15 protein-coding genes are annotated in these 18,989 nt (G+C 74.4%); 9 read left to right on the top strand and 6 right to left on the bottom strand.

Features of this window, described 5'->3' with window-relative positions:
- Positions 1-73 precede the first annotated feature (73 nt).
- Positions 74-979 carry a 5'-3' exonuclease gene (locus J5Y05_RS25375; protein ID WP_210875541.1) on the bottom strand — a complete coding sequence of 302 codons (906 nt, stop codon included), beginning with the start codon at positions 977-979 and terminating at the stop codon, positions 74-76.
- Between the two features lie 204 nt (positions 980-1,183).
- Here J5Y05_RS25375 and J5Y05_RS25370 point away from each other — a divergent pair, with 204 nt between their 5' ends.
- From J5Y05_RS25370 to J5Y05_RS25360, 3 genes are all read left to right on the top strand, one after another.
- Positions 1,184-2,272, top strand: coding sequence for a quaternary amine ABC transporter ATP-binding protein (locus J5Y05_RS25370; protein WP_210875391.1), 1,089 nt, complete (start codon positions 1,184-1,186; stop codon positions 2,270-2,272).
- A complete protein-coding gene (locus J5Y05_RS25365) occupies positions 2,265-4,880 on the top strand; it encodes an ABC transporter permease/substrate binding protein (RefSeq protein ID WP_210875390.1) in 2,616 nt (871 codons plus the stop codon). The genes J5Y05_RS25370 and J5Y05_RS25365 overlap by 8 nt, the downstream gene beginning before the upstream one ends.
- 414 nt (positions 4,881-5,294) lie before the next feature.
- Positions 5,295-5,867, top strand: coding sequence for a helix-turn-helix domain-containing protein (locus tag J5Y05_RS25360; protein WP_210875389.1), 573 nt, complete (start codon positions 5,295-5,297; stop codon positions 5,865-5,867).
- Between the two features lie 216 nt (positions 5,868-6,083).
- Here the strand turns inward: J5Y05_RS25360 and J5Y05_RS25355 are convergent, their stop codons facing one another.
- Entirely contained in the window at positions 6,084-7,220 is a 1,137-nt protein-coding gene (locus tag J5Y05_RS25355) for a TDT family transporter (RefSeq protein WP_210875388.1), read from the bottom strand.
- Positions 7,221-7,290: 70 nt separating this feature from the next.
- Between J5Y05_RS25355 and J5Y05_RS25350 the strand changes: the two genes are divergently transcribed.
- On the top strand, positions 7,291-8,244 hold the full coding sequence (locus J5Y05_RS25350; protein WP_210875387.1) for a LysR family transcriptional regulator: 954 nt from the start codon (positions 7,291-7,293) through the stop codon (positions 8,242-8,244).
- 93 nt (positions 8,245-8,337) lie between these two features.
- Here the strand turns inward: J5Y05_RS25350 and J5Y05_RS25345 are convergent, their stop codons facing one another.
- Positions 8,338-9,072, bottom strand: a complete 735-nt coding sequence (locus J5Y05_RS25345) for a gamma-glutamyl-gamma-aminobutyrate hydrolase family protein (protein ID WP_210875386.1) — start codon at positions 9,070-9,072, stop codon at positions 8,338-8,340.
- Positions 9,073-9,248: 176 nt separating this feature from the next.
- Between J5Y05_RS25345 and J5Y05_RS25340 the strand changes: the two genes are divergently transcribed.
- Positions 9,249-10,226: a DUF2510 domain-containing protein gene (locus J5Y05_RS25340; RefSeq protein WP_210875540.1), complete on the top strand. Its 978-nt coding sequence runs from the start codon at positions 9,249-9,251 to the stop codon at positions 10,224-10,226.
- 164 nt (positions 10,227-10,390) lie between these two features.
- Here J5Y05_RS25340 and J5Y05_RS25335 read toward each other — a convergent pair whose 3' ends face one another.
- A complete protein-coding gene (locus J5Y05_RS25335) occupies positions 10,391-11,593 on the bottom strand; it encodes an amino acid deaminase/aldolase (protein WP_210875385.1) in 1,203 nt (400 codons plus the stop codon).
- A gap of 1,666 nt (positions 11,594-13,259) precedes the next feature.
- Here J5Y05_RS25335 and J5Y05_RS25330 point away from each other — a divergent pair.
- Together J5Y05_RS25330 and mycP are read left to right on the top strand one after the other, a co-directional pair.
- Positions 13,260-14,219, top strand: coding sequence for a hypothetical protein (locus J5Y05_RS25330; protein WP_307854085.1), 960 nt, complete (start codon positions 13,260-13,262; stop codon positions 14,217-14,219).
- A complete protein-coding gene (gene mycP, locus J5Y05_RS25325) occupies positions 14,216-15,394 on the top strand; it encodes a type VII secretion-associated serine protease mycosin (RefSeq protein WP_210875384.1) in 1,179 nt (392 codons plus the stop codon). The genes J5Y05_RS25330 and mycP overlap by 4 nt, the downstream gene beginning before the upstream one ends.
- A 107-nt stretch (positions 15,395-15,501) precedes the next feature.
- On the opposite strand, the gene J5Y05_RS25320 is transcribed toward mycP, so the two are convergent.
- Entirely contained in the window at positions 15,502-16,431 is a 930-nt protein-coding gene (locus tag J5Y05_RS25320; protein WP_210875383.1) for a serine hydrolase, read from the bottom strand.
- 312 nt (positions 16,432-16,743) lie between these two features.
- Between J5Y05_RS25320 and J5Y05_RS25315 the strand changes: the two genes are divergently transcribed.
- Complete coding sequence (locus tag J5Y05_RS25315) at positions 16,744-17,487, top strand: SseB family protein (protein ID WP_210875382.1); 744 nt, start codon at positions 16,744-16,746, stop codon at positions 17,485-17,487.
- A 48-nt stretch (positions 17,488-17,535) separates the two neighbouring features.
- Here the strand turns inward: J5Y05_RS25315 and J5Y05_RS25310 are convergent, their stop codons facing one another.
- Positions 17,536-17,892, bottom strand: coding sequence for a DUF1844 domain-containing protein (locus J5Y05_RS25310; RefSeq protein WP_210875381.1), 357 nt, complete (start codon positions 17,890-17,892; stop codon positions 17,536-17,538).
- A 399-nt stretch (positions 17,893-18,291) separates the two neighbouring features.
- Here J5Y05_RS25310 and infC point away from each other — a divergent pair, with 399 nt between their 5' ends.
- The gene (gene infC / locus J5Y05_RS25305; protein WP_210875538.1) at positions 18,292-18,978 is read left to right on the top strand and encodes a translation initiation factor IF-3; all 687 of its coding nucleotides are present in this window, start codon (positions 18,292-18,294) and stop codon (positions 18,976-18,978) included.
- Positions 18,979-18,989: the final 11 nt, after the last annotated feature.

Here is an 18,989-nt window from a genome sequence, read left to right as displayed (position 1 = left end):
CCCCGCCGTTGCGCGCAGACTACGGCCGTCCGGCGCCGGCCCGGCGCAAGCATTGTTTGCCCGCCCGTACCGCTCAGGCGGCGAGCGTCTCCAGCAGCCGTCGCAGCGAGCCGCCCAGCCCCCAGCGGGCCGCCAGCGCGTCCAGCAGCTCCGGGTCGCGCGGGGTGCGCGGCAGCTCGGTGGGCACGTCCGGCAGCGGGACGTCCCCGGCGACCCGGACCACCTTCGGGGCCACGGCGAGGTAGGGCGCGGCCTCCGTCAGCCGCCGCCGCTGCGCGGGCGTGAGCCGGGCCTTCGGGTCCTCGGCGGCGGCCATGATCCCGGCCAGGTCGCCGAAGTCGGCCAGCAGTCTGGCGGCCGTCTTCTCGCCGATCCCCGGCACGCCCGGCAGCCCGTCGCTCGGGTCGCCGCGCAGCAGCGCCAGATCGGCGTAGCCGGGCCCGTCGACGCCGTACTTCTCGCGCAGGAACGCCTCGTCCGTCATCTGGAGCGTGCCGACGCCCTTGACCGGGTACAGCACGCGCACCCCGCGGGCGTCGTCGACGAGCTGGTAGAGGTCACGGTCGCCGGTGACGATGTCGACCGGGCCCGTCGCGTGCGCGGTGTAGGTGCCGATGACGTCGTCCGCCTCGTATCCGGCCACGCCGACCCGGGCGATGCCGACCGCGTCGAGGACGGCCTCGATCACCGGGACCTGCGGCGAGAGCGTGTCGGGCACCTCCTCGGTGTCGGGTCCCTGCGCGTGCTCGGCGGCGACGCGGTGCGCCTTGTAGGAGGGGATCAGCTCCACCCGCCAGTGCGGCCGCCAGTCGGCGTCCATACAGGCCACCAGCGCGTCGGGCCGGTGGTCCTTGACCAGCCGGTCGATGAAGTCGAGCAGTCCGCGCACGGCGTTGACCGGCGTGCCGTCCGGGGCCTTCACGGAGTCCGGCACACCGAAGTAGGCGCGGAAGTAGAGGGAGGCGGTGTCGAGGAGCATCAGTCGAGCGGTCACGCGTCGCATCATGCCGCAGACCCCGTGGGCGAAACGTGGACGACGTGGACGCCGTGTGAAGTGGCTCACTCTTGAGTTTGGCCGAAAGGGTTCAGGGCAGGCGCGCAGCCGGGTCGGAGCTGGTTTAGCCGTTCAACAGTTAGCGAGGCTTCGGAACCCGTGTCCCTGCCCCCGAGCCAAGAGGTAAGCGTGTCAGCAAGGCTAGAAGCCGAACATCTGTACAAGGTGTTCGGCAGACGACCGGACCAGGCAGTCGAACGACTGCGCCAGGGCGCCGACCGGGAGGAACTACGGTCGGACGGCGCCACGGCCGCCGTCATCGACGCCTCCTTCACCGTGGAGCCCGGCGAGATCTTCGTGGTCATGGGGCTGTCCGGGTCCGGCAAGTCCACGCTGCTGCGCATGCTCAACGGTCTGCTGGAGCCGACCGCCGGGCACGTCCGCTTCGGTGGCCAGGACCTCACCGAACTCGGTGACCAAGGACTGCGCGAGGTCCGCTCCCGGAAGATCAGCATGGTCTTCCAGCACTTCGCGCTCTTCCCGCACCGCAGCGTCCGCGACAACGCCGGCTACGGACTGGAAGTGCAGGGCGTGCCCCGCGCCGAGCGCGAGCGCCGCGCCGACGAGGCGCTCGCCCTGTGTGGCCTGGCCGGCTGGGAGAAGTCCTGGCCCGACGAGCTGTCCGGCGGCATGCAGCAGCGTGTCGGCCTGGCCCGCGCCCTCGCCACCGACGCCGACCTCCTGCTGATGGACGAGTCCTTCAGCGCCCTCGACCCGCTGATCCGCCGCGATATGCAGGACCAGCTCATCGAGTTGCAGAAGAGCCTGAAGAAGACGATCGTGTTCATCACCCATGACCTCAACGAGGCCATGCGCCTGGGCGACCGCATCGCGGTCATGCGGGACGGCCGCATCGTGCAGATCGGCACCGCGCAGGACATCCTCATACGCCCCGCCAACGACTACGTCGCCTCCTTCATCCAGGACGTCGACCGCTCCCGCGTGCTCACCGCGGGTGCCGTCATGGACACCGACGTCAGCGGCGGCGAGCCGCAGTGCCGTTGCGAGACCGCACGGCCCGCCACCCCGTTCACCGAGCTGTGCGCGATCAGCGCCCGCGTGCCGCACCCCGTGTCGGTGCTCGACGACGACGGCCGGATGGTCGGCGTGGTCCCGGCGCGGCGCCTGATCGGCTTCCTCGGCGAGGAGGACGGCGACACCGTCGCCTGCGACGCCCCCGGTGACGCGGGCAGCGAGAAGGTGATGACCCGTGCCTAGGATTCCGCTCGGCACCTGGGTCAACGACGCCGTCGACTGGCTCCTGCACCACGTCGCCTGGCTCTTCGACTTCTTCAAGGCCGTCTTCACGGGCACCTACGAGGGCATCAACGCCGTCCTCCAGGCGCCCGAGCCGCTGCTGCTCATCGGCATCTTCGCGGTGATCGCCTTCTGGCTGCGCGGCACCGTCGCCGGCGTGCTCACCTTCCTCGGGTTCGCGTTCATCCACTCGATGGACCTGTGGGAGAACGCGATGGTGACCCTGGCCCTCGTGCTGGTCGCCACCATCATCGCGCTGGTCGTCTCCGTACCCGTCGGCATCTGGGCCGCGCGCTCCGACCGGGTCAGCGGAGTGGTCCGGCCGGTGCTGGACTTCATGCAGACGCTGCCCGCGATGATCTACCTCATCCCGGCGATCCTGTTCTTCGGGACCGGCGCCTCCGCGGGCATCGTCGCCACCCTGATCTTCGCGCTCGCCCCCGGTGTGCGCATGACCGAGCTGGGCATCCGCCAGGTCGACAAGGACCTGGTCGAGGCGGCCGAGGCGTTCGGCACCACGCCCCGCAACACCCTGCTGCGCGTCCAGCTCCCGCTGGCCCTGCCCACGGTGATGGCGGGCGTCAACCAGGTCATCATGCTCGGCCTGTCGATGGCCGCCATCGCGGGCATGGTCGGCACCGGCGGCCTCGGCGGCGACGTCAACGAGGCCATCGGCCAGCTCAACGTGGGGCTCGGCTCCGAGGCCGGCGTCGCCATCGTGATCCTGGCGATCTACCTCGACCGCATGACCAACGCCCTGGGCACCCAGGTCTCCCCGCTCGGCCGCCGCGCCGCCGCGAGGGCCCGCAGCCTCCAGGGCCTCAAGATCTGGTCCTACCGGCCCCGTCCCGCGGTCGCCGTCATCGGCGTCGTGGCCCTCGCCCTGGTGGCGGGAGGCATGGGCGTCTTCGGCAGCAACGGCGGTTCCGCCGCCGTGGCCGGCGACAAGAACGTCGGCCAGGGCAAGAAGATCACCATCGGCTACATCCCGTGGGACGAGGGCGTCGCCTCCACCTTCCTGTGGAAGGAGATCCTGGAGCAGCGCGGCTACGAGGTCGAGGCCAAGCAGTTCGAGGCCGGACCGCTCTACACCTCCCTCGCCCAGGGCACCGTCGACTTCCAGACCGACGCCTGGCTGCCGACCACCCACGAGCAGTACTGGAAGAAGTACGGCGACCGCCTGGAGGACTTCGGCGCCTGGTACGACGAGACCAGCCTCGAACTGGCCGTCCCGGCGTACATGAAGGACATCGACTCCCTCGACGACCTCAAGGGCAAGGCCGACCTCTTCGGCGGCCGGATCACCGGCATCGAATCCAGCGCCGGCATCATGAGCCTGCTGAAGAACCAGGTCATGGGCGAGTACGGCATCGACAAGGAGTACCGCGTCGTCGACAGCTCCACGCCCGCCATGCTGGCCGAGCTGAAGCGCGCCTACGCCAAGCAGGAGCCGGTCCTCGTCACCCTGTGGTCGCCGCACTGGGCCTACAGCGACTACGACCTGAAGAAGCTGGAGGACCCCAAGGGCGTCTGGGGCGAGGGCGACGGCGTCCACACGGTCGCCCGCCAGGGCTTCGCGGACGACGACCCGGTCGTCGGCGGCTGGCTGAAGAACTTCTCGATGACCGAGGAGCAGCTCACCAGCCTGGAGGCCGAGATCAACCAGGCCGGCAAGGGCGGCCAGCAGGACGCCGTGCGCACCTGGCTGAAGGACCACCCGGGCCTGGTCGAGAAGCTCGCGCCGATCGCCGCGGAGCCCGCCGCCGCCCCGGCCGAGGCCAAGCGACCGCTGAACGTCGCCTGGTTCCCCTGGGACGAGTGCATCGCCGTCACCCACCTGTGGAAGAACGTCCTGGAGCAGCGCGGCTACAAGCTGAACCTCAAGCAGATGGAGGTCGGCCCGGTCTACACCGGCCTGGCCGGCGGCGACCTGGACCTCAACTTCGACGCCTGGCTGCCGCACGCCCAGAAGAACTACTGGGAGAAGAGCAAGGACAACCTCACCGACCTGGGCACCTGGTACGAGCCCACGTCGCTGGAGGTGGCCGTCCCCTCGTACGTGAAGGACGTCACGTCCCTGGAGGACCTCAAGGGCAAGGCCGACCTCTTCGACGGCAAGATCATCGGCATCGAGGCCGGCACCGGCCAGATGAGCCTGCTCCACAACAAGGTCCTGCCCGGTTACGGACTGGACAAGGAGTACAAGGTCGTCGACGGCTCCACGCCGGCGATGCTCGCCGAGCTGAAGCGCTCCTACGCCAAGAAGAAGCCGGTCGCGGTCGTCCTGTGGTCGCCCCACTGGGCGTACAGCGAGTACGAGCTGACCAAGCTCAAGGACGACAAGAAGCTCTTCGGCGAGGGCAACACCATCCGCACCGTCGCCAACAAGAAGTTCCCCGAGCAGTACCCGCAGCTCACCGAGTGGATCAAGAACTTCCGGATGAGCGAGGACGAGCTGGGCAGCCTGGAGAGCGTGATCAAGAAGCACGGCCAGGGCCACGAGGCCGACGCGGTCACCGCCTGGCTGAAGGACCACCCGGACATGGTCGGCCGGATGACCCCGCGGTAGCGCGGAGCGACCGGAAGACACCGTCCGTCCCCGAGGGGCGGACCCCGCCGCGCGCGGGGTCCGCCCCTCGGGGCGTGTCCGGGGGCGCACGGCGGAATCCGGACAACCACGGAGCGCTACGGCGCCCTCCGCGCACCTCCGTGCCCCGGTCCGCGGCCCTGACGGGAACACGCGGGGGCCGTCGCGCCTTGAACGGGTGAGGGCCCCGCACGGCGGCCGGAGGCCCCGCGGCCTGGCGGGAACCGTGAGGTCGTCGCCACCGGACCGTGACGCCGTCGCGACGGCCGCGTGAAACGGTTTGCCGAACATGCGTAGGGTGCAGAGAAGTCATCATGGGGGGCCGCGCCGGGTGAGCGGCGCGGAAGACACCGGGAAACCGGGTTCACGGGACACGCGGAGGAGGGAGCCGGAGCGATGGGCGATCACAAGGACCAGCCCCTTCGGGTGGGCGCGGCTGTGCGCCGGCGGCGCCGCGCGCTCGACCTCACCCTCGCCGTGGTGTCCGCCCGCAGCGGACTGTCCGTGCCCTTCCTGAGCCAGGTCGAGAACGACCGGGCGCGGCCCAGCCAGAACTCCCTGGAGAAACTGGCCGACGCCCTGCGCACCACCGCGGTCGAACTGCTCGCCGCCGCCGACCCCGCGTGCAGCGTGGACGTGGTCCGCGCCGAGGACCCCGACCCGGAGTTCGCGCCCCGGGTGCGCTCCCTGGTGCGCGGACACCACCAGATGCACGCCTCCGAGTTCACCGGCGACCACGACGCGGGCCGCGAACTGCAATACCGCAACGACCAGTTGATGTACGTCGCCGAGGGCGCGGTGGAGATCGAGGCCGAGGGTCGGGCCTACCGGCTCGGGCGCGGCGACACCCTGTACCTCACCGGAGGCGTCCGCCACCGCTGGCGGGCGACGGTGCCGGACACCCGGGTGGTCGTCGTCGCGGTCGCCGAGCACATCGAGGCGGTACGGGACCGTCCGGGCGGGCGCTGACCGGCTCCCGGGGTGTCCGGCGCGGGCGCGGTCGCCGTTCCTCGCGCGGGGTGGCCTGCGGCGGGTCTCGGTTCGGGCGCGGTCTCCGGCGGTTTCGTGCGGTCTCGTGCGGTCTTCCCTCGGTCTTCCCGGGGTCCTCCCGGGGTCTTTCCGCCGTCTTTCCGGGGTCTTGCCGGGGGTTTTCCGGGGGTTTTTCCGGGGAACGGCGGCCGGGTGTCAGACGGCGGGGGCCGGTGCCGGGCGGGGCGGCGCGAGCAGGGAGCCCGTGAACAGGCCCCGCGCGGTGTGCGCGGCGGCGAGCACCCACGCGGTGACGAGCAGCGCGTAGAGCAGGGCGGTCAGCCCCTCGTAGACGGCGAGTCCGGTGTGCCGGGCCAGCGCCTCGGCGCCGGTGACGCAGGTGCCCACCGGGAAGGTGAACGCCCACCAGGTCATCGAGAAGCCCATGCCCCGCCGGCGGGCCCGGACGACGTGCGCGCCGGCCAGCGCCAGCCACATCAGGGCGAAGCCCATCACCGGCACCCCGTAGAGCACGGCCAGGACGCCGAAGCCCTGCGCGTACGGCTCCGACACGGTCCCGGGGGCCGTCTCCGCGAACTTGCCGACGGCCGTCGTGGACTGCCCGAGCGGGCCGAGGACCAGGAACAGCGTCGGGGTGAGCGCGAGCGGCAGCGGCCCGCCGGTGAGCAGCCGGCCGAAGATCACCGGCAGCATCACCAGCGTCGCCAGCAGGCTCAGCCCGAACATCCCGACACAGGCGAGCAGCAGCGTCTCGCGCGGCTGCCCCGGGGGCAGGTGGGGCACGAGCAGCGGGCCCAGCGCCGCCGACACCATCGGCGCGACGAGCGGCAGCAGCCACACCGGCGTGGCCTGGCCCGGCTCGATCCGGTGGCGCGCGCCCATCAGGTACGGCACGGCGACGGCCGCTGCCAGCCCGATCACCGTACCGGCGGTGAACAGCACCACGTCCAGGGCGACGGCCGCCCGCTCGCCCGTCCAGTCCCTGCCGACGGTGACCGCGCCGCCGCCGACGGCCAGCAGGGCCATCGACAGACATCCGTAGAACGGGGCCGCCGCCGGGTCGAGCAGATGGGCGCGGGCCTGGTCGCGGTGGTGGCGCCAGTGCAGCGTCCGGGCGGCCAGCAGCACCACCAGCATCACCAGGGACAGCGCCCAGACCGCCGCGCAGACCGTGCGCAGCCCGGGGACGTCCCAGGGGAGCCCGGCGCCCGCGGTGCCGACGACGGCGGTGCCCATGACGGAGGCGTACCAGTTCGGGCCGAGGTGGCGGACGGCCGCCGCGCGGAGGGGAGGGGCGGTGCCGGGCGGGAGCGTCTGTGCTGCGGTGACCATGGTTCCACGGTCTCCGCGAAGGCCCGCCCCGACCAGGGATCACGTTGCTATGAGGGCATAAGCTGGGGTTATGAGCAAGAGGGAGGAACAGGGCGAACCGGGGCCGCACACCGCCGGGTCCCTGGCGCACCGGGTGCCGGATCTGGGGGCGATGGAACTGCTGCTCGCCGTGGCGCGGCTCGGCAGCCTCGGCGGCGCCGCCCGGGAGCTGGGCATCACCCAGCCCGCCGCGAGCAGCCGCATCCGCTCCATGGAACGGCAACTGGGCGTCGCCCTGGTGGACCGCTCTCCCCGCGGCTCCCGGCTGACCGACGCCGGGGTCCTCGTCACGGACTGGTCGCGGCAGGTCGTGGAGGCGGCGGAGGCATTCGACGCGGGCGCGCAGGCGCTGCGGGACCGCCGGGACTCGCGGCTGCGGGTGGCCGCGAGCATGACCATCGCGGAGTACCTGCTGCCGGGCTGGCTGGTGGCGCTGCGCACCCAGTTGCCCGACACGGCGGTGTCGCTGCTCGCCGGGAACTCGGCGGCCGTGGCACAGCGCCTGCTGACCGGCGAGGCCGACCTCGGCTTCGTGGAGGGGGTGAGCGTGCCGCCGGGCCTGGACTCCACCGTCATCGCCCACGACCGGCTGATCGTGGTCACCGCGCCGCGCCACCCCTGGGCCCGGCGCCGCCGGCCGCTGGCCGCCGCGGAGCTGGCCTCGACGCCGCTGATCCTGCGCGAGAAGGGCTCGGGCACCCGGCAGGTGCTGGACGCGGCCCTGGGCGGCCTGGCCCGCCCCCTGATCGAGCTGTCGTCCACCACCGCCGTCAAGGCGGCGGCCGTCGGCGGCGCCGGACCGGCCGTCCTCAGCGAACTCGCCGTCGGCGAGGAGCTGGCCACCCGGCGCCTGGTCAGCGTCCCGATGGCCGACGTCACGCTCGCCCGCGACCTGCGCGCGGTGTGGCCGACCGGCCACCGCCCGACGGGCCCGGCCCGCCGCCTGCTCTCCCTCACCCGGCTCCCGCCGGGGCGGGTGCAGTGACCGTCCGGTGCGGTGACGTCCGGGGCGGTGACCTCCGGGGCGGGTGCGGAGGGGTGGGGCGCGGCGCGCGGCCGTGGCGGGTGCGGGTGCGGGTCAGGCCAGGGCGTCCGTCGGTGCCGGGGGAGCGGGGCGCCGGGTCCGCCGGGCCGCGTCCACCAGGGCCCGCATGACCCGGGTGTCCTCGCCCATCTCCGGATGCCACTGCACGCCCAGCACCCAGCCTCCGCCCCCGGCCGCCGGCTCCACCGCCTCCACGGTGCCGTCCGCCGCGTACGCCGACGCGACGAGCCCCACGCCGAGCCGGTCCACCGCCTGGTGGTGGTACGTCGGTACGGACATCTCCTCCGGCACGATCCCCGCGTACCGCGTCCCCGGCACGGGGGTCACCGGGTGGCCGCCGAAGACGCCCACGACGTCCGCGTGGCCCTCGATGTGCTGGACGAGGGTGCCGCCCAGGGCGACGTTGAGCAGGTGCATCCCCCGGCAGACGCCCAGCAGGGGGACGTACGCCTCCAGGGCCGCCCGGACGAGGGCGAGTTCCCAGGCGTCGCGGGCACGGGCGGGCGGACCGGTGCGCGGGCCGGGCGCGGCACCATAACGGGCAGGGTCGACGTCCGGCCCGCCCGCGACGACCAGGGCGTCGAGGCGGGCGACGGTGGCCGCGGCGTGCTCCGGATCGTCCGGCGGCAGCATCGCGGCGATTCCGCCGGCCCGCCGGACCAGCCGCGGGTACCCGGCGGGCAGCAGCGCCGCCTCCAGCTCCCACACGCCCCAGCGCACACCCGGCTCCAGGTAGGTGCTGACGCCGATCAGCGGTCTGCCGCCCATCCGACCTCCCGCGCTCGACCGTGGCCCCACTGTCGCCGCCCCCGCCCGGCCCGGCAACACGGCGGCCCCGGCCACGCGCTCGGCGCGGCGGCGGGCCCGCGGCACCGGGCGGGCGGCGGGATTCCCCGGCGGGGTGACAGCCGTACGGGCCGCCGTTTTACAGTGCCGGGATGAGCATGACGCCTCCGCCCGGCTGGTACCCCGACCCGTCGGCCCCGCACCAGGAGCGCTGGTGGGACGGAACGGCCTGGACCGAGCACCGCCGCGCCCCCGAGGCCCCCGGGCCCGCGGGTACGTACCCGCCCGGACCGGCCGCGTACCCGCCCGAGCCGTCGACCGTGCCGCTGTACGCCGGCTCCGGCCCCGGGCACCCGGCGCCCGCGCGGGCCAGGGCGGTCGCCCTGACCACCGCCGCGGCCGTGCTCGTCGCCGCGGTGGTCGCCGCCGCCGTCCTGATCCGCGACGACGGCGGCGGCGAGACGGACGCCCGCACCCCGCCCGTCTCCTCGGCCCCGGCCGCCGACCCGGCGAGCGGCAACCCGACGACCCCGGCACCCGCCTCCTCCGCGCCCTCCGCCGACGATCCGGCCGTCGTCGAGGACCAGCTCAACGGCATCACCTTCCCGCTCCCCGACGGCTGGGTACGGCCCCGGAACGTCTCCGGGGCCGACGTCGTCATGACCACCGACGGCACCTACCGCTGCCCGGCGGACGGCGGCGTGTGCCGGCACGGACTCGTCCTCTCCCGCACCGTGACCGCCACCGCCGAGACCTCCCCGGAGGCGCTGGCCCGCGAGGACATCGAGGAGGCCGCCGAGTCCGCCTACGACCACGACGTCCTCGACAGCAAGCCCTTCGGCGGCATGACGTCCCACGAGACGGTCGGCTCCGGCCCGGTCGCGGTCGCCGGACGCGCCGGGTACTACGTGCGCTGGCGGGTCACGACGGCCGAGGGCCCCGGCGGATACGTGCAGTCGATGGTCTTCCCGTCCACCGTCGGCACCGAGTCGCCGATCCTCGTGCGGTACGTCTTCGACGCCGGGGAGGACGGGCCGCCGCTGACCGACATGGACCTGATCACCAAGGGCATCCGCCCGGTGGGCGACGCGGACACGGGCGGCGGCGTGGGGAGCGGGATCGGGCCTTCCGGATGAGGCGGCGGCGGTGAGGGGGATGCGGAGCGCGGGGTGAGGCGGGTGCCGGTCCTGTGTCAGGGGGCGGGTCCCGCGTCAGGGGGCCGATCTCGTGTCAGGGGGTCGGCCCCGTATGCCGGTCCTGTGCCAGAGGGCCGGTCCCGTGTGCCGGTCCCGTGCGCCTGTCAGAGGAAGGTGTGCCCCTCGCCCCGGTACGTCGGCACCGTCGCCGTCACCGCGTCCCCCTCCACCAGGTGCAGCGCGTCGAACCGCTCGCACAGCTCACCGGCCTTGGCGTGCCGGAACCACACCTTGTCGCCGATCAGCAGGTCGTCGGCGGCGGAGCCGAGCAGCGGCGTCTGCACCTCGCCGGCGCCCTCCTGGGGGTCGTAGCGCAGCCCCTCGGGCAGGTACGGCACCGGCAGCCGGTCGGGCCCGGCCACACCGGAGGCCGGGTAGCCACCGCCCAGCACCGTCACCGACCCGACGCCGGGCCGGCGCACCACCGGCTGCGCGAACAGAGCCGCCGGACGGCCCCGGAAGGACGTGTAGTGGTCGAACAGGCGCGGCACGTACAGCCCCGACCCCGCGGCCACCTCCGTCACCGCGTCCTCCGCGGCGGTGTGCTGCACACTGCCGGTCCCGCCCCCGTTGACGAACTCCAGGTCCGGCACGACCTCCCGCACCGCCCGCACCACGGCGGCCCGCCGCTCGGCCAGTTCACGGCGGGCCGCGGCCTGCATCAGCCGGATCGCCCGCGACCGCAGCGGACGCCCCGCCACCGCGTCCCCGACTCCGGCCACATGCCCCTCGTACGCCATGATCCCGACGACCCGGAAACCGGGCCGGCGGGCCACCGCGCGCGCCAGATCGGCCACCTCGGCGGGGGAGTGCAGCGGCGAACGCCGCGCCCCGACCCGCACCCGTCCGCCCAGCATCCGCAGCGAGGTGTCCAACTCCAGGCAGACTCGCACCACTTCACGGCCGTCGCCGCGCGCCGCGTCCACCAGATCGAGCTGGGCCGGGTCGTCGATCATCACCGTCACGGCGGCGGCCGGCTTGGGATCGGCGGTCAGCTCGGCGAACCCGGCGCGGTCCGCCGACGGGTAGGCGAGCAGGACGTCGTCGAAACCGGAGCGGGCCAGCCACAGCGACTCGGCCAGCGTGAACGACATGACGCCCGCGAACCCGTCCCTGGCCAGCACCCGTTCGAGCAGGGCCCGGCAGCGTACGGACTTGCTGGCCACCCGGACCGGTTTGCCTCCCGCCCGGCGGACCAGATCGTCCGCGTTGGCGTCGAAGGCATCCAGGTCCACGATCGCCACGGGGGCGTCCAGATGGGCGGTGGCCCGGTCGTAACGGGCCCGGTCGGCGGCTCGCGCAGTCATGGACGCAGCCTGCCAGACCGGATTACCCGAGGGTAGGGGGATGTTCCGGGCCAATGCCACGGCCGTGCCGGACTGGTTCCCCCGCATGCCTGGACACGCCGTAGAGTGACGCGCACGCACGGCGGAACCGCCCTGGTGACAAGGGCGTGTGCTCCGCGCCGGATGGCGCTCCCCCCGTGCGGGTATGCGTGCCCGGGACGGCTTGTCCGCCGGGGCCAGGGCAGGAGAAGACCGGCCCGCGCCGGACGGATCGGCTCGGGCCCGAGGAAACGGGGGGTGCATGAGCACGGACGCGCGCCGCGCCCCCCACCCCCCGCGCCCCTCCGGCCCGCCCTCCATACCGTCGGCCCCATCCCACCCGGCCGACTCCGCCGACTCCGCCGACGCTGCGGCGCCGCCGCGCCGGGGCGAGGGCGACACGCCGTCTTCGCGCACCCCGGTCGGTGACACGCCGTCGCGGCGTGGCGGGCTCCCGGGTGCCGACAGGTGGGTGTCGCGGTCTGGTGACGCGTCGTCGGGGGCCGGTGAGCGGTCGGGTGGCGACGCGCCGATGTCGCGCGCTGGTGAGGGTGACACGCCGTCTCGGCGTGGCGCGCTGCCGGGTGCCGACACGTGGTCGTCGCGGTCCGGCGGCTCGTCGTCGGAGGCCGGTGGTTCCTCGCGTGGCGACACGCCGTCGACACGCACCGGGGCGGGCGACACGCCGTCTCGGCGTGGCGCGGGCACGGGTGCGGACACCGAGCGTGGCGACACGCCGTCGTCGCGCCCGGGTGAAGGCGACGCGCCGTCTCGGCGTGGCGCGCTCCCGGGTGCCGACACGTGGTCACCCCGCCCTGGCGGTACGACATCGGGCACCGGTACGCCGCCGGGTGCCGACACGCCGTCTTCGCGCACCACGGTCGACGACGCGCCGCCGCGGCGTGGCGCCCGCCCCGGTGCCGACATCTGGTCACCGCGCCCCGACGGCACACAGCCGGGCCCTTCCTCCCCCTCGCGCGCCGACACGCCGTCCGCCCGCCCCGAGGGCGCCGACACGCCGTCACCCGCCGACCCGACACGCCGCAACGGTGCCGACACGCCGCACCCCCGCACCAGTGCCGACACGCCACCGCGCGCCCCCGGCCGTCCCTCCGCCGCACCCCGTGACACCGCGACCGGCGGCCCCGACGCGCCCCACCGTTTCCCGCGGTTCCGGCTCGCCGACCCCCAGGACACCGAGCCCGCGCCCCCGCTCGCCTCCACCCGCTTCCCCGACGCCCCGCCGACCGTCGGACGCCCCGCCACGAACGGCAGCGGCACGCCGGCCGCCCCACCCGCGGGCGCCCCCCGCGAGCCGTCCGGCACCACCGTCGGCGTACCGCCGGCACCCTCCCGCCGTGTGCCCCCGTCGCCCTACCGTCCCTCGACGTCCCCCATGGCCCCGAGCCCCGGGGCCCCGTGGCGAAACGACCCGGCACCCCAGCCCCCGCCCCGCCCGGCCACCCCGTACCCGGGAGACAGCGGCGGCGAGGGCACCCCCACGGGAACCGCTCCCACCGCTCCCACCACCCCCACCGCTCCCACCAGCACCACCACCGAAGCCCCCGCCCCCCACCGGAGCCCCTCCCCGGCACCGCCCTTCCCCCCGGGCGAGGCACCCCGCCCCGTCTCCCCGTACCCCGCCGACGTGGCGAGCGCGGCCCGGCAGGGCCACCGGTCCGCCGAGAGCCCGTCGGAGACGACCACGCGACTGCGGCGCGTCCGCCCCGACGTCTCCCCGCCCGACCCGGCGCTGTCCTGGTCCGCCCACCCGGCGCCCGAGGGACGGCCGTTCGTGACCTTCGGGCAGCCCGAGGGGTACGACGCGCACGCCCGCCCCCGCCCGCTCGGCGGCCGGCTGGGCCCGCAGGCCGTCGCCGCAGCCGTCTGCCTCGTCCTCGGGATGGGCCTCGTCACCGGCGCCGTCACCGGCAGTTGGCTCGCCGGGGACTCCGGCGACGGCGGCGAACGCAGCGCCTTCACCGAGGCGGCGGAGTTGTGGCACAGCGTCCCGGTCGACGAGCTGTTCCCGCCCACCGTGCAGGGCCAGGGCGCCGGACCCGGCAGCGCCGACCGCACCTGGACCCGGATCGCCGTCGCCCCCGACGGCGACTGCGCCAAGGCCCTCGACCCGCTGCTCGACAAGGTCCTCGCCCCCGTCGGCTGCCGCCGCCTGCTGCGCGCCACCTACGCCGACGCCACCCGCAGCCACGTCACCACCGTCGGCCTCCTCTTCACCCGGGGCGACGCCGCCGCCATGACCGCGCTCAAGGCCCGCTTCGAGAAGGAGCACCTGGCCGAGCGCACCGATCTGGTGCCGCTGCCGTACGCGCGGAAGGGCACCGTCGCCGAGGGGTTCGGCGCGCGGCAGCGGGCCGCGTGGACCGTCTCGGTGCTCACCGACGCCCCCGTCGTCGTCTACGCGGTCTCCGGCTGGGCCGACGGCCGCACCGTCGACACACCCGAACCCGCCGGGCGGGCGCTGGAGTCCGGCGCCGACTCGGCCCCCGCGCAGGCCGGCCTCGGCCACGAGGCGCGGGGCCTCGCCGACCGCGTCGAACGTGCCCTGCGCAAGAACGTCGGCCCGCCCACGGAGCAGCCCTCGTGAACACCAACGGAACCCGGCGGACGGCCGCCCTGAGCCTCTTCCTCGCCGCAGCCCTCGCCCTCGTCCCGGCGCCCGCCGCCCACGCCGACGGCATCCGCGCCCAGCAGTGGGGCCTGGACGCCCTGCGCACCCAGGAGGTCTGGCGGACCACCAAGGGCGCCGGCGTCACCGTCGCCGTGCTGGACACCGGGGTCGAGGCCGACCACCCCGACCTCGTCGGCAACGTCCTGCCCGGCAAGGACCTGGTCGGCTTCGGCGCGAGCGAGGGCGACCGGGCGTGGGCCCGGCACGGCACCGCCATGGCCGGGATCATCGCCGGTCACGGCCACGGGCCCGGCAACGGCGACGGCGTCCTGGGCATCGCCCCCGAGGCCGGCATCCTGCCCGTCCGGGTGATCCTGGAGGACGGCGACCCGGCCCGCGCCAAGGCCCGCGAGAGCCGCGGCAACGCGCTCGCCGAGGGCATCCGCTGGGCCGCCGACAACGGGGCCGACGTCATCAACCTCTCCCTCGGCGACGACTCGGACTCCGCCCACCCCGAGGCATCCGAGGACGAGGCCATCCAGTACGCCCTGCGCCAGGGCGTGGTCGTCGTCGCCTCCGCGGGCAACGGCGGCGAGAAGGGCGACCACGTCTCCTACCCGGCCGCCTACCCCGGCGTGATCGCCGCGACCGCCGTCGACCGCTACGGCACCCGCGCCGCCTTCTCCACCCGCCGCTGGTACGCCACCGTCAGCGCCCCCGGCGTCGACGTGATCATCGCCGACCCCGACCACCGGTACTACGAGGGCTGGGGCACCAGCGCCGCCGCCGCCTTCGTCTCCGGGGCCGCCGCACTGGTCAGGGCGGCCCACCCGGACCTCACCCCGGCCCAGGTCAAGAGGCTCCTGGAGGACACCGCCCGCAACGCCCCCACGGGCGGCCGGGACGACTCCCGGGGCTTCGGCCTCGTGGACCCCGCGGCGGCCATCGAGGCGGCGGCCCGCCTCACGCCGGAGGGCGTCGACTCCACGGCCCACGGCGACAAGTTCTTCGGCACCGGACCGCAAGCCGCCGACTCCGACGACGGGCCCGCGGCGTGGGCGGCCCCGCTGGCCGGCAGCGCGGGCGGCGTACTGATCGTCACCGCCGTCATCCTCTGGCGGGGTCGCCGCAACCGCCCCGAACCCTTCTGACCCCACGAGCCCAAGGCACCAGGGCCCCGGCCACAGGACTCACGCCACCACGGCCACAGGACTCACGCCACCACGGCCACAGGACTCACGCCGTCCCGCCACAAGGCTCACGCCACCACGCCGACCGCCGCCCGTGCGGTCGCCTCGGCCAGCGAGATGCCCGCTTCCCGCGTCGCCCCGCCCCGGGTCAGCACCGCCACCAGGACCTCACGGCCCCCGGACGTCACCCGCCCGACGCTGTCGATCACCCACAGCCCCGTCGTGCTCCGCCGCAGCCAGCCGTTCTTCAGCGCCCACGCCGAACCGTCGGCCGCCGCCGACACGCCCCACCGCTGGCCCTCGGCGATCCGCCCCATCAGCGTCCGTACGTACGCCCGCGCGTCCGCGTCCAGCAGGGAGCCCTTCGCCACGAACACCTGCCGCAGCAGGGTGATCTGGTCACGCGCCGTGGTCCGGGTGAGCCCCCACAGGCCGTCCTCGCCGGCCGTCGTCTCCCTCAGTCCGAACCGCGCGTTCGCCGCGTCGAGGCCCTGCGCGCCGCCGATCGTCCGCCACAGGGCGGAGGTCGCGTCGTTGTCGCTGTGCTCGATCATCGCGGCGGCCTGTGCCGTCTCCTCGCCGGTCAGCTCACGTCCCTCGTCGCCCGCCCGGAGCAGCAGCGTCGCCAGGACGTCGACCTTGACGATGCTGGCGGTCTCGAAGGGGCCCGCCCCGTACGAGGCGGCGCGGCCGGAGTCCGGGTCGAGCACCGCCACCGACACCTCGGCGCCGTCCGGCACGGGCACCGCCGTCATGGCCTCCGCCAGCAGCGCGTCATGGTCCACGGCAGCCTCCGCCGTACCGTCCGCCCCGTCCACCCCGGCCTCCCCACCCGTGTCACCCGACGCCGACGACGATACGGGCCAGGTGGCCAGGGACAGCGGCGCCGTCACGTACCCGGTGCCCGCCCCCGTGACACCGAGGAGGGCGACGGCGACGGCGAGGGCGGCGGACGGCACGACACGGCGGCGGCCCCGGCCGGTACGGGTGGGTTCCATGGCGGCGATGCTGCGGCCGGTCCCTGTGCGTGCCCCAGGTGCCGGATGAGAACCCGGTCAGCGGCGCCTGAGAATCCCGTGAAGGCCGACCACCTCCGAGCGGCACCCCGACCACCCCGCCCCCACCGACGACCACGCCCAACGACAACATCCGACGACCACACCCACCAGGACCCGCCGCGCCACCAGGACCCGCCGGGCCACCGTGACCCGGTCCGCCCGGCCCGGTGACCCGGTCCGCCCGGCCCCGGACACCCGGTCCGTCCGGGCCCGCGCGGGAGGGACGGCCGGTCCCTCGGTAGGGTCGGGACCGTGGCCGACAAGAACATCCCCGACTCCCCGTACGCCGACGACGACGGCTCCGCCGACCCCCGGCTGAGCGCGGCGCTCGCGGCGTGGGCCGAGGACCGCACCGCGCTCGAACCGGTCCTCACCGCCCTCAAGGGCACCCGGCTGCTGGTGCCCGTCGTGGCCGTCCTCGGCGAGGTGGAGGAGGACGAGAACGGGCTGCGCCGCGAGAAGACCAGCGACATGGCCGTCCCCACCCTGAAGGCCGGCCGACGCACCGCGCTTCCCGCCTTCACCTCCACCGACTCCCTCGCCCGCTGGGACCCCGCCGCCCGTCCGGTCGCCGTCCCGCTGCACCAGGCGCTCCAGGCCGCCGCGCACGAGAAGGCGGACACGGTCGTACTGGACCTGGCCGGACCGGTGCCGTTCGAACTGACCGGACAGGCCCTGATCGCGCTCGCCGAGGGCCGTACGAGCACCGATCCGCTCGCCGACCCGGCCGTCGTCGAGGCCGTGCGCCGGGCCGTGGCCGCCGAGCCCGCCGTGCTCCGCGCCCACCTCGGCCCCGGCCAGGCCGACGGCACCCTGGCCCTCGTCCTCGACCCGGCCGCGGCCCCCGCCGAGGCCGCCCGCGCCGTCGCCGGGCGGATGGCCGCCGACGAGACGCTGCGGGCCCGCCTGGTGCGCGGCCTCGACCTGGCGGTACTGCCGGCCGGGGCGACGCCGCCGGGCGAGCCCTTGTACGTACGGGAAGAGGCCCGCTCCTAGGACCGGGCCCCGGAGGACCCGGCCCCGGGGGACCGGGCCCCGGGCGGGTCAGCCGTAGACCGCGCCGGTGTACTTCTCGCCCGGTCCCTGGCCCGGCTCGTCCGGGATCAGGGACGCCTCGCGGAAGGCGAGCTGGAGCGACTTCAGGCCGTCGCGCAGCGGCGCCGCGTGGAAGGAACTGATCTCGGTCGCGCTCGCGTCCAGCAGCCCGGCCAGCGCGTGCACCAGCTTGCGGGCCTCGTCCAGGTCCTTGTGGGCCTCGCCCTCGTCGGACAGACCGAGCTTCACGGCCGCGGCGCTCATCAGGTTGACGGCGACCGTCACGATCACCTCGACCGCGGGGACCTCGGCGATGTCGCGGGTCATGGCATCGAAGTCGGGCGTCTTTGGCGGGGTCTCACTCATGCCGCACACGATAGGGCCCCGCGACCGCCCCCTCGACGGCAGGAGGGCGGGGGAGACCGGGTTAGCGCGGGCGTTCCCGAACTGCTAACCTTGTGTAACGACCGGTCGGACACGCGCGCCCATGGCAGTGCGAGCCCGGCCCACAAGTGGAGGCTCCGAACTCCCACCTGGCCGTCCTTGGGGGCGGCGGGTCACCGGTCAGGCGGTTCCGTCCTCGTGGCGGCGACCGGCCCGAAATCGCGCCCCGCGGCCATCGCGGCGGTGCTCCGGTAGTAGTCCGAGGAGCCCCGCCTGTGATCGTCCGGGGCATTTTTCGTGCGTCGGTGCGGTCAGGTCCAAGAACCCAGACGTAACGCGGCCGTCCGCCAGACCGCCGCGTGGTGCTACCGAGGAGGATCCATCAGCGCCGAGCCCCGCATCAACGACCGGATTCGCGTTCCCGAGGTGCGACTTGTCGGTCCCAGCGGCGAGCAGGTCGGGATTGTCCCGCTTGCCAAGGCCCTGGAGCTTGCGCAGGAGTACGATCTCGACCTCGTCGAGGTCGCGGCGAACGCCCGTCCGCCCGTGTGCAAGCTCATGGACTACGGGAAGTTCAAGTACGAGTCGGCCATGAAGGCCCGTGAGGCGCGCAAGAACCAGGCGCACACGGTCATCAAGGAGATGAAGCTCCGGCCGAAGATCGACCCGCACGACTATGACACCAAGAAGGGTCATGTCGTCCGGTTCCTCAAGCAGGGCGACAAGGTCAAGATCACGATCATGTTCCGCGGTCGTGAGCAGTCCCGGCCGGAGCTCGGCTACCGGCTGCTGCAGCGGCTCGCGGAAGACGTCCAGGACCTCGGTTTCGTGGAGTCGAACCCGAAGCAGGACGGTCGCAACATGATCATGGTCCTCGGTCCGCACAAGAAGAAGACCGAGGCGATGGCCGAGGCTCGCCAGGCGCAGGAGGCCCGCAAGGCGGAGGCGAAGGCCCACCCCGGCCGCTCGCAGAACGCCGCGGAGACCGACGAGACCGAGGAGACCGAGGAAGGCGCCGAGGTCGAAGCCGAGGCTCCGGCCGAGACCGAGGCTCCGGCCGAGGCATGATCCGGGGGGCG

It is taken from the genome of Streptomyces tagetis (genome assembly GCF_018069565.1).
GTDB classification, from domain to species: domain Bacteria; phylum Actinomycetota; class Actinomycetes; order Streptomycetales; family Streptomycetaceae; genus Streptomyces; species Streptomyces tagetis.
This window is presented reverse-complemented; position numbering and strand designations above follow the sequence as displayed.

Bases quoted from the DNA above. Each gene is read 5' to 3' on its own strand.
- J5Y05_RS25375 (WP_210875541.1), bottom strand. From the start codon at position 979: ATGCTCCTCGACACCGCCTCCCTCTACTTCCGCGCCTACTTCGGTGTG.
- J5Y05_RS25310 (WP_210875381.1), bottom strand. From the start codon at position 17,892: ATGAGTGAGACCCCGCCAAAGACGCCCGACTTCGATGCCATGACCCGC.
- J5Y05_RS25360 (WP_210875389.1), top strand. From the start codon at position 5,295: ATGGGCGATCACAAGGACCAGCCCCTTCGGGTGGGCGCGGCTGTGCGC.
- J5Y05_RS25350 (WP_210875387.1), top strand. From the start codon at position 7,291: ATGAGCAAGAGGGAGGAACAGGGCGAACCGGGGCCGCACACCGCCGGG.
- J5Y05_RS25340 (WP_210875540.1), top strand. From the start codon at position 9,249: ATGACGCCTCCGCCCGGCTGGTACCCCGACCCGTCGGCCCCGCACCAG.
- J5Y05_RS25320 (WP_210875383.1), bottom strand. From the start codon at position 16,431: ATGGAACCCACCCGTACCGGCCGGGGCCGCCGCCGTGTCGTGCCGTCC.
- J5Y05_RS25345 (WP_210875386.1), bottom strand. From the start codon at position 9,072: ATGGGCGGCAGACCGCTGATCGGCGTCAGCACCTACCTGGAGCCGGGT.
- J5Y05_RS25335 (WP_210875385.1), bottom strand. From the start codon at position 11,593: ATGACTGCGCGAGCCGCCGACCGGGCCCGTTACGACCGGGCCACCGCC.
- J5Y05_RS25355 (WP_210875388.1), bottom strand. From the start codon at position 7,220: ATGGTCACCGCAGCACAGACGCTCCCGCCCGGCACCGCCCCTCCCCTC.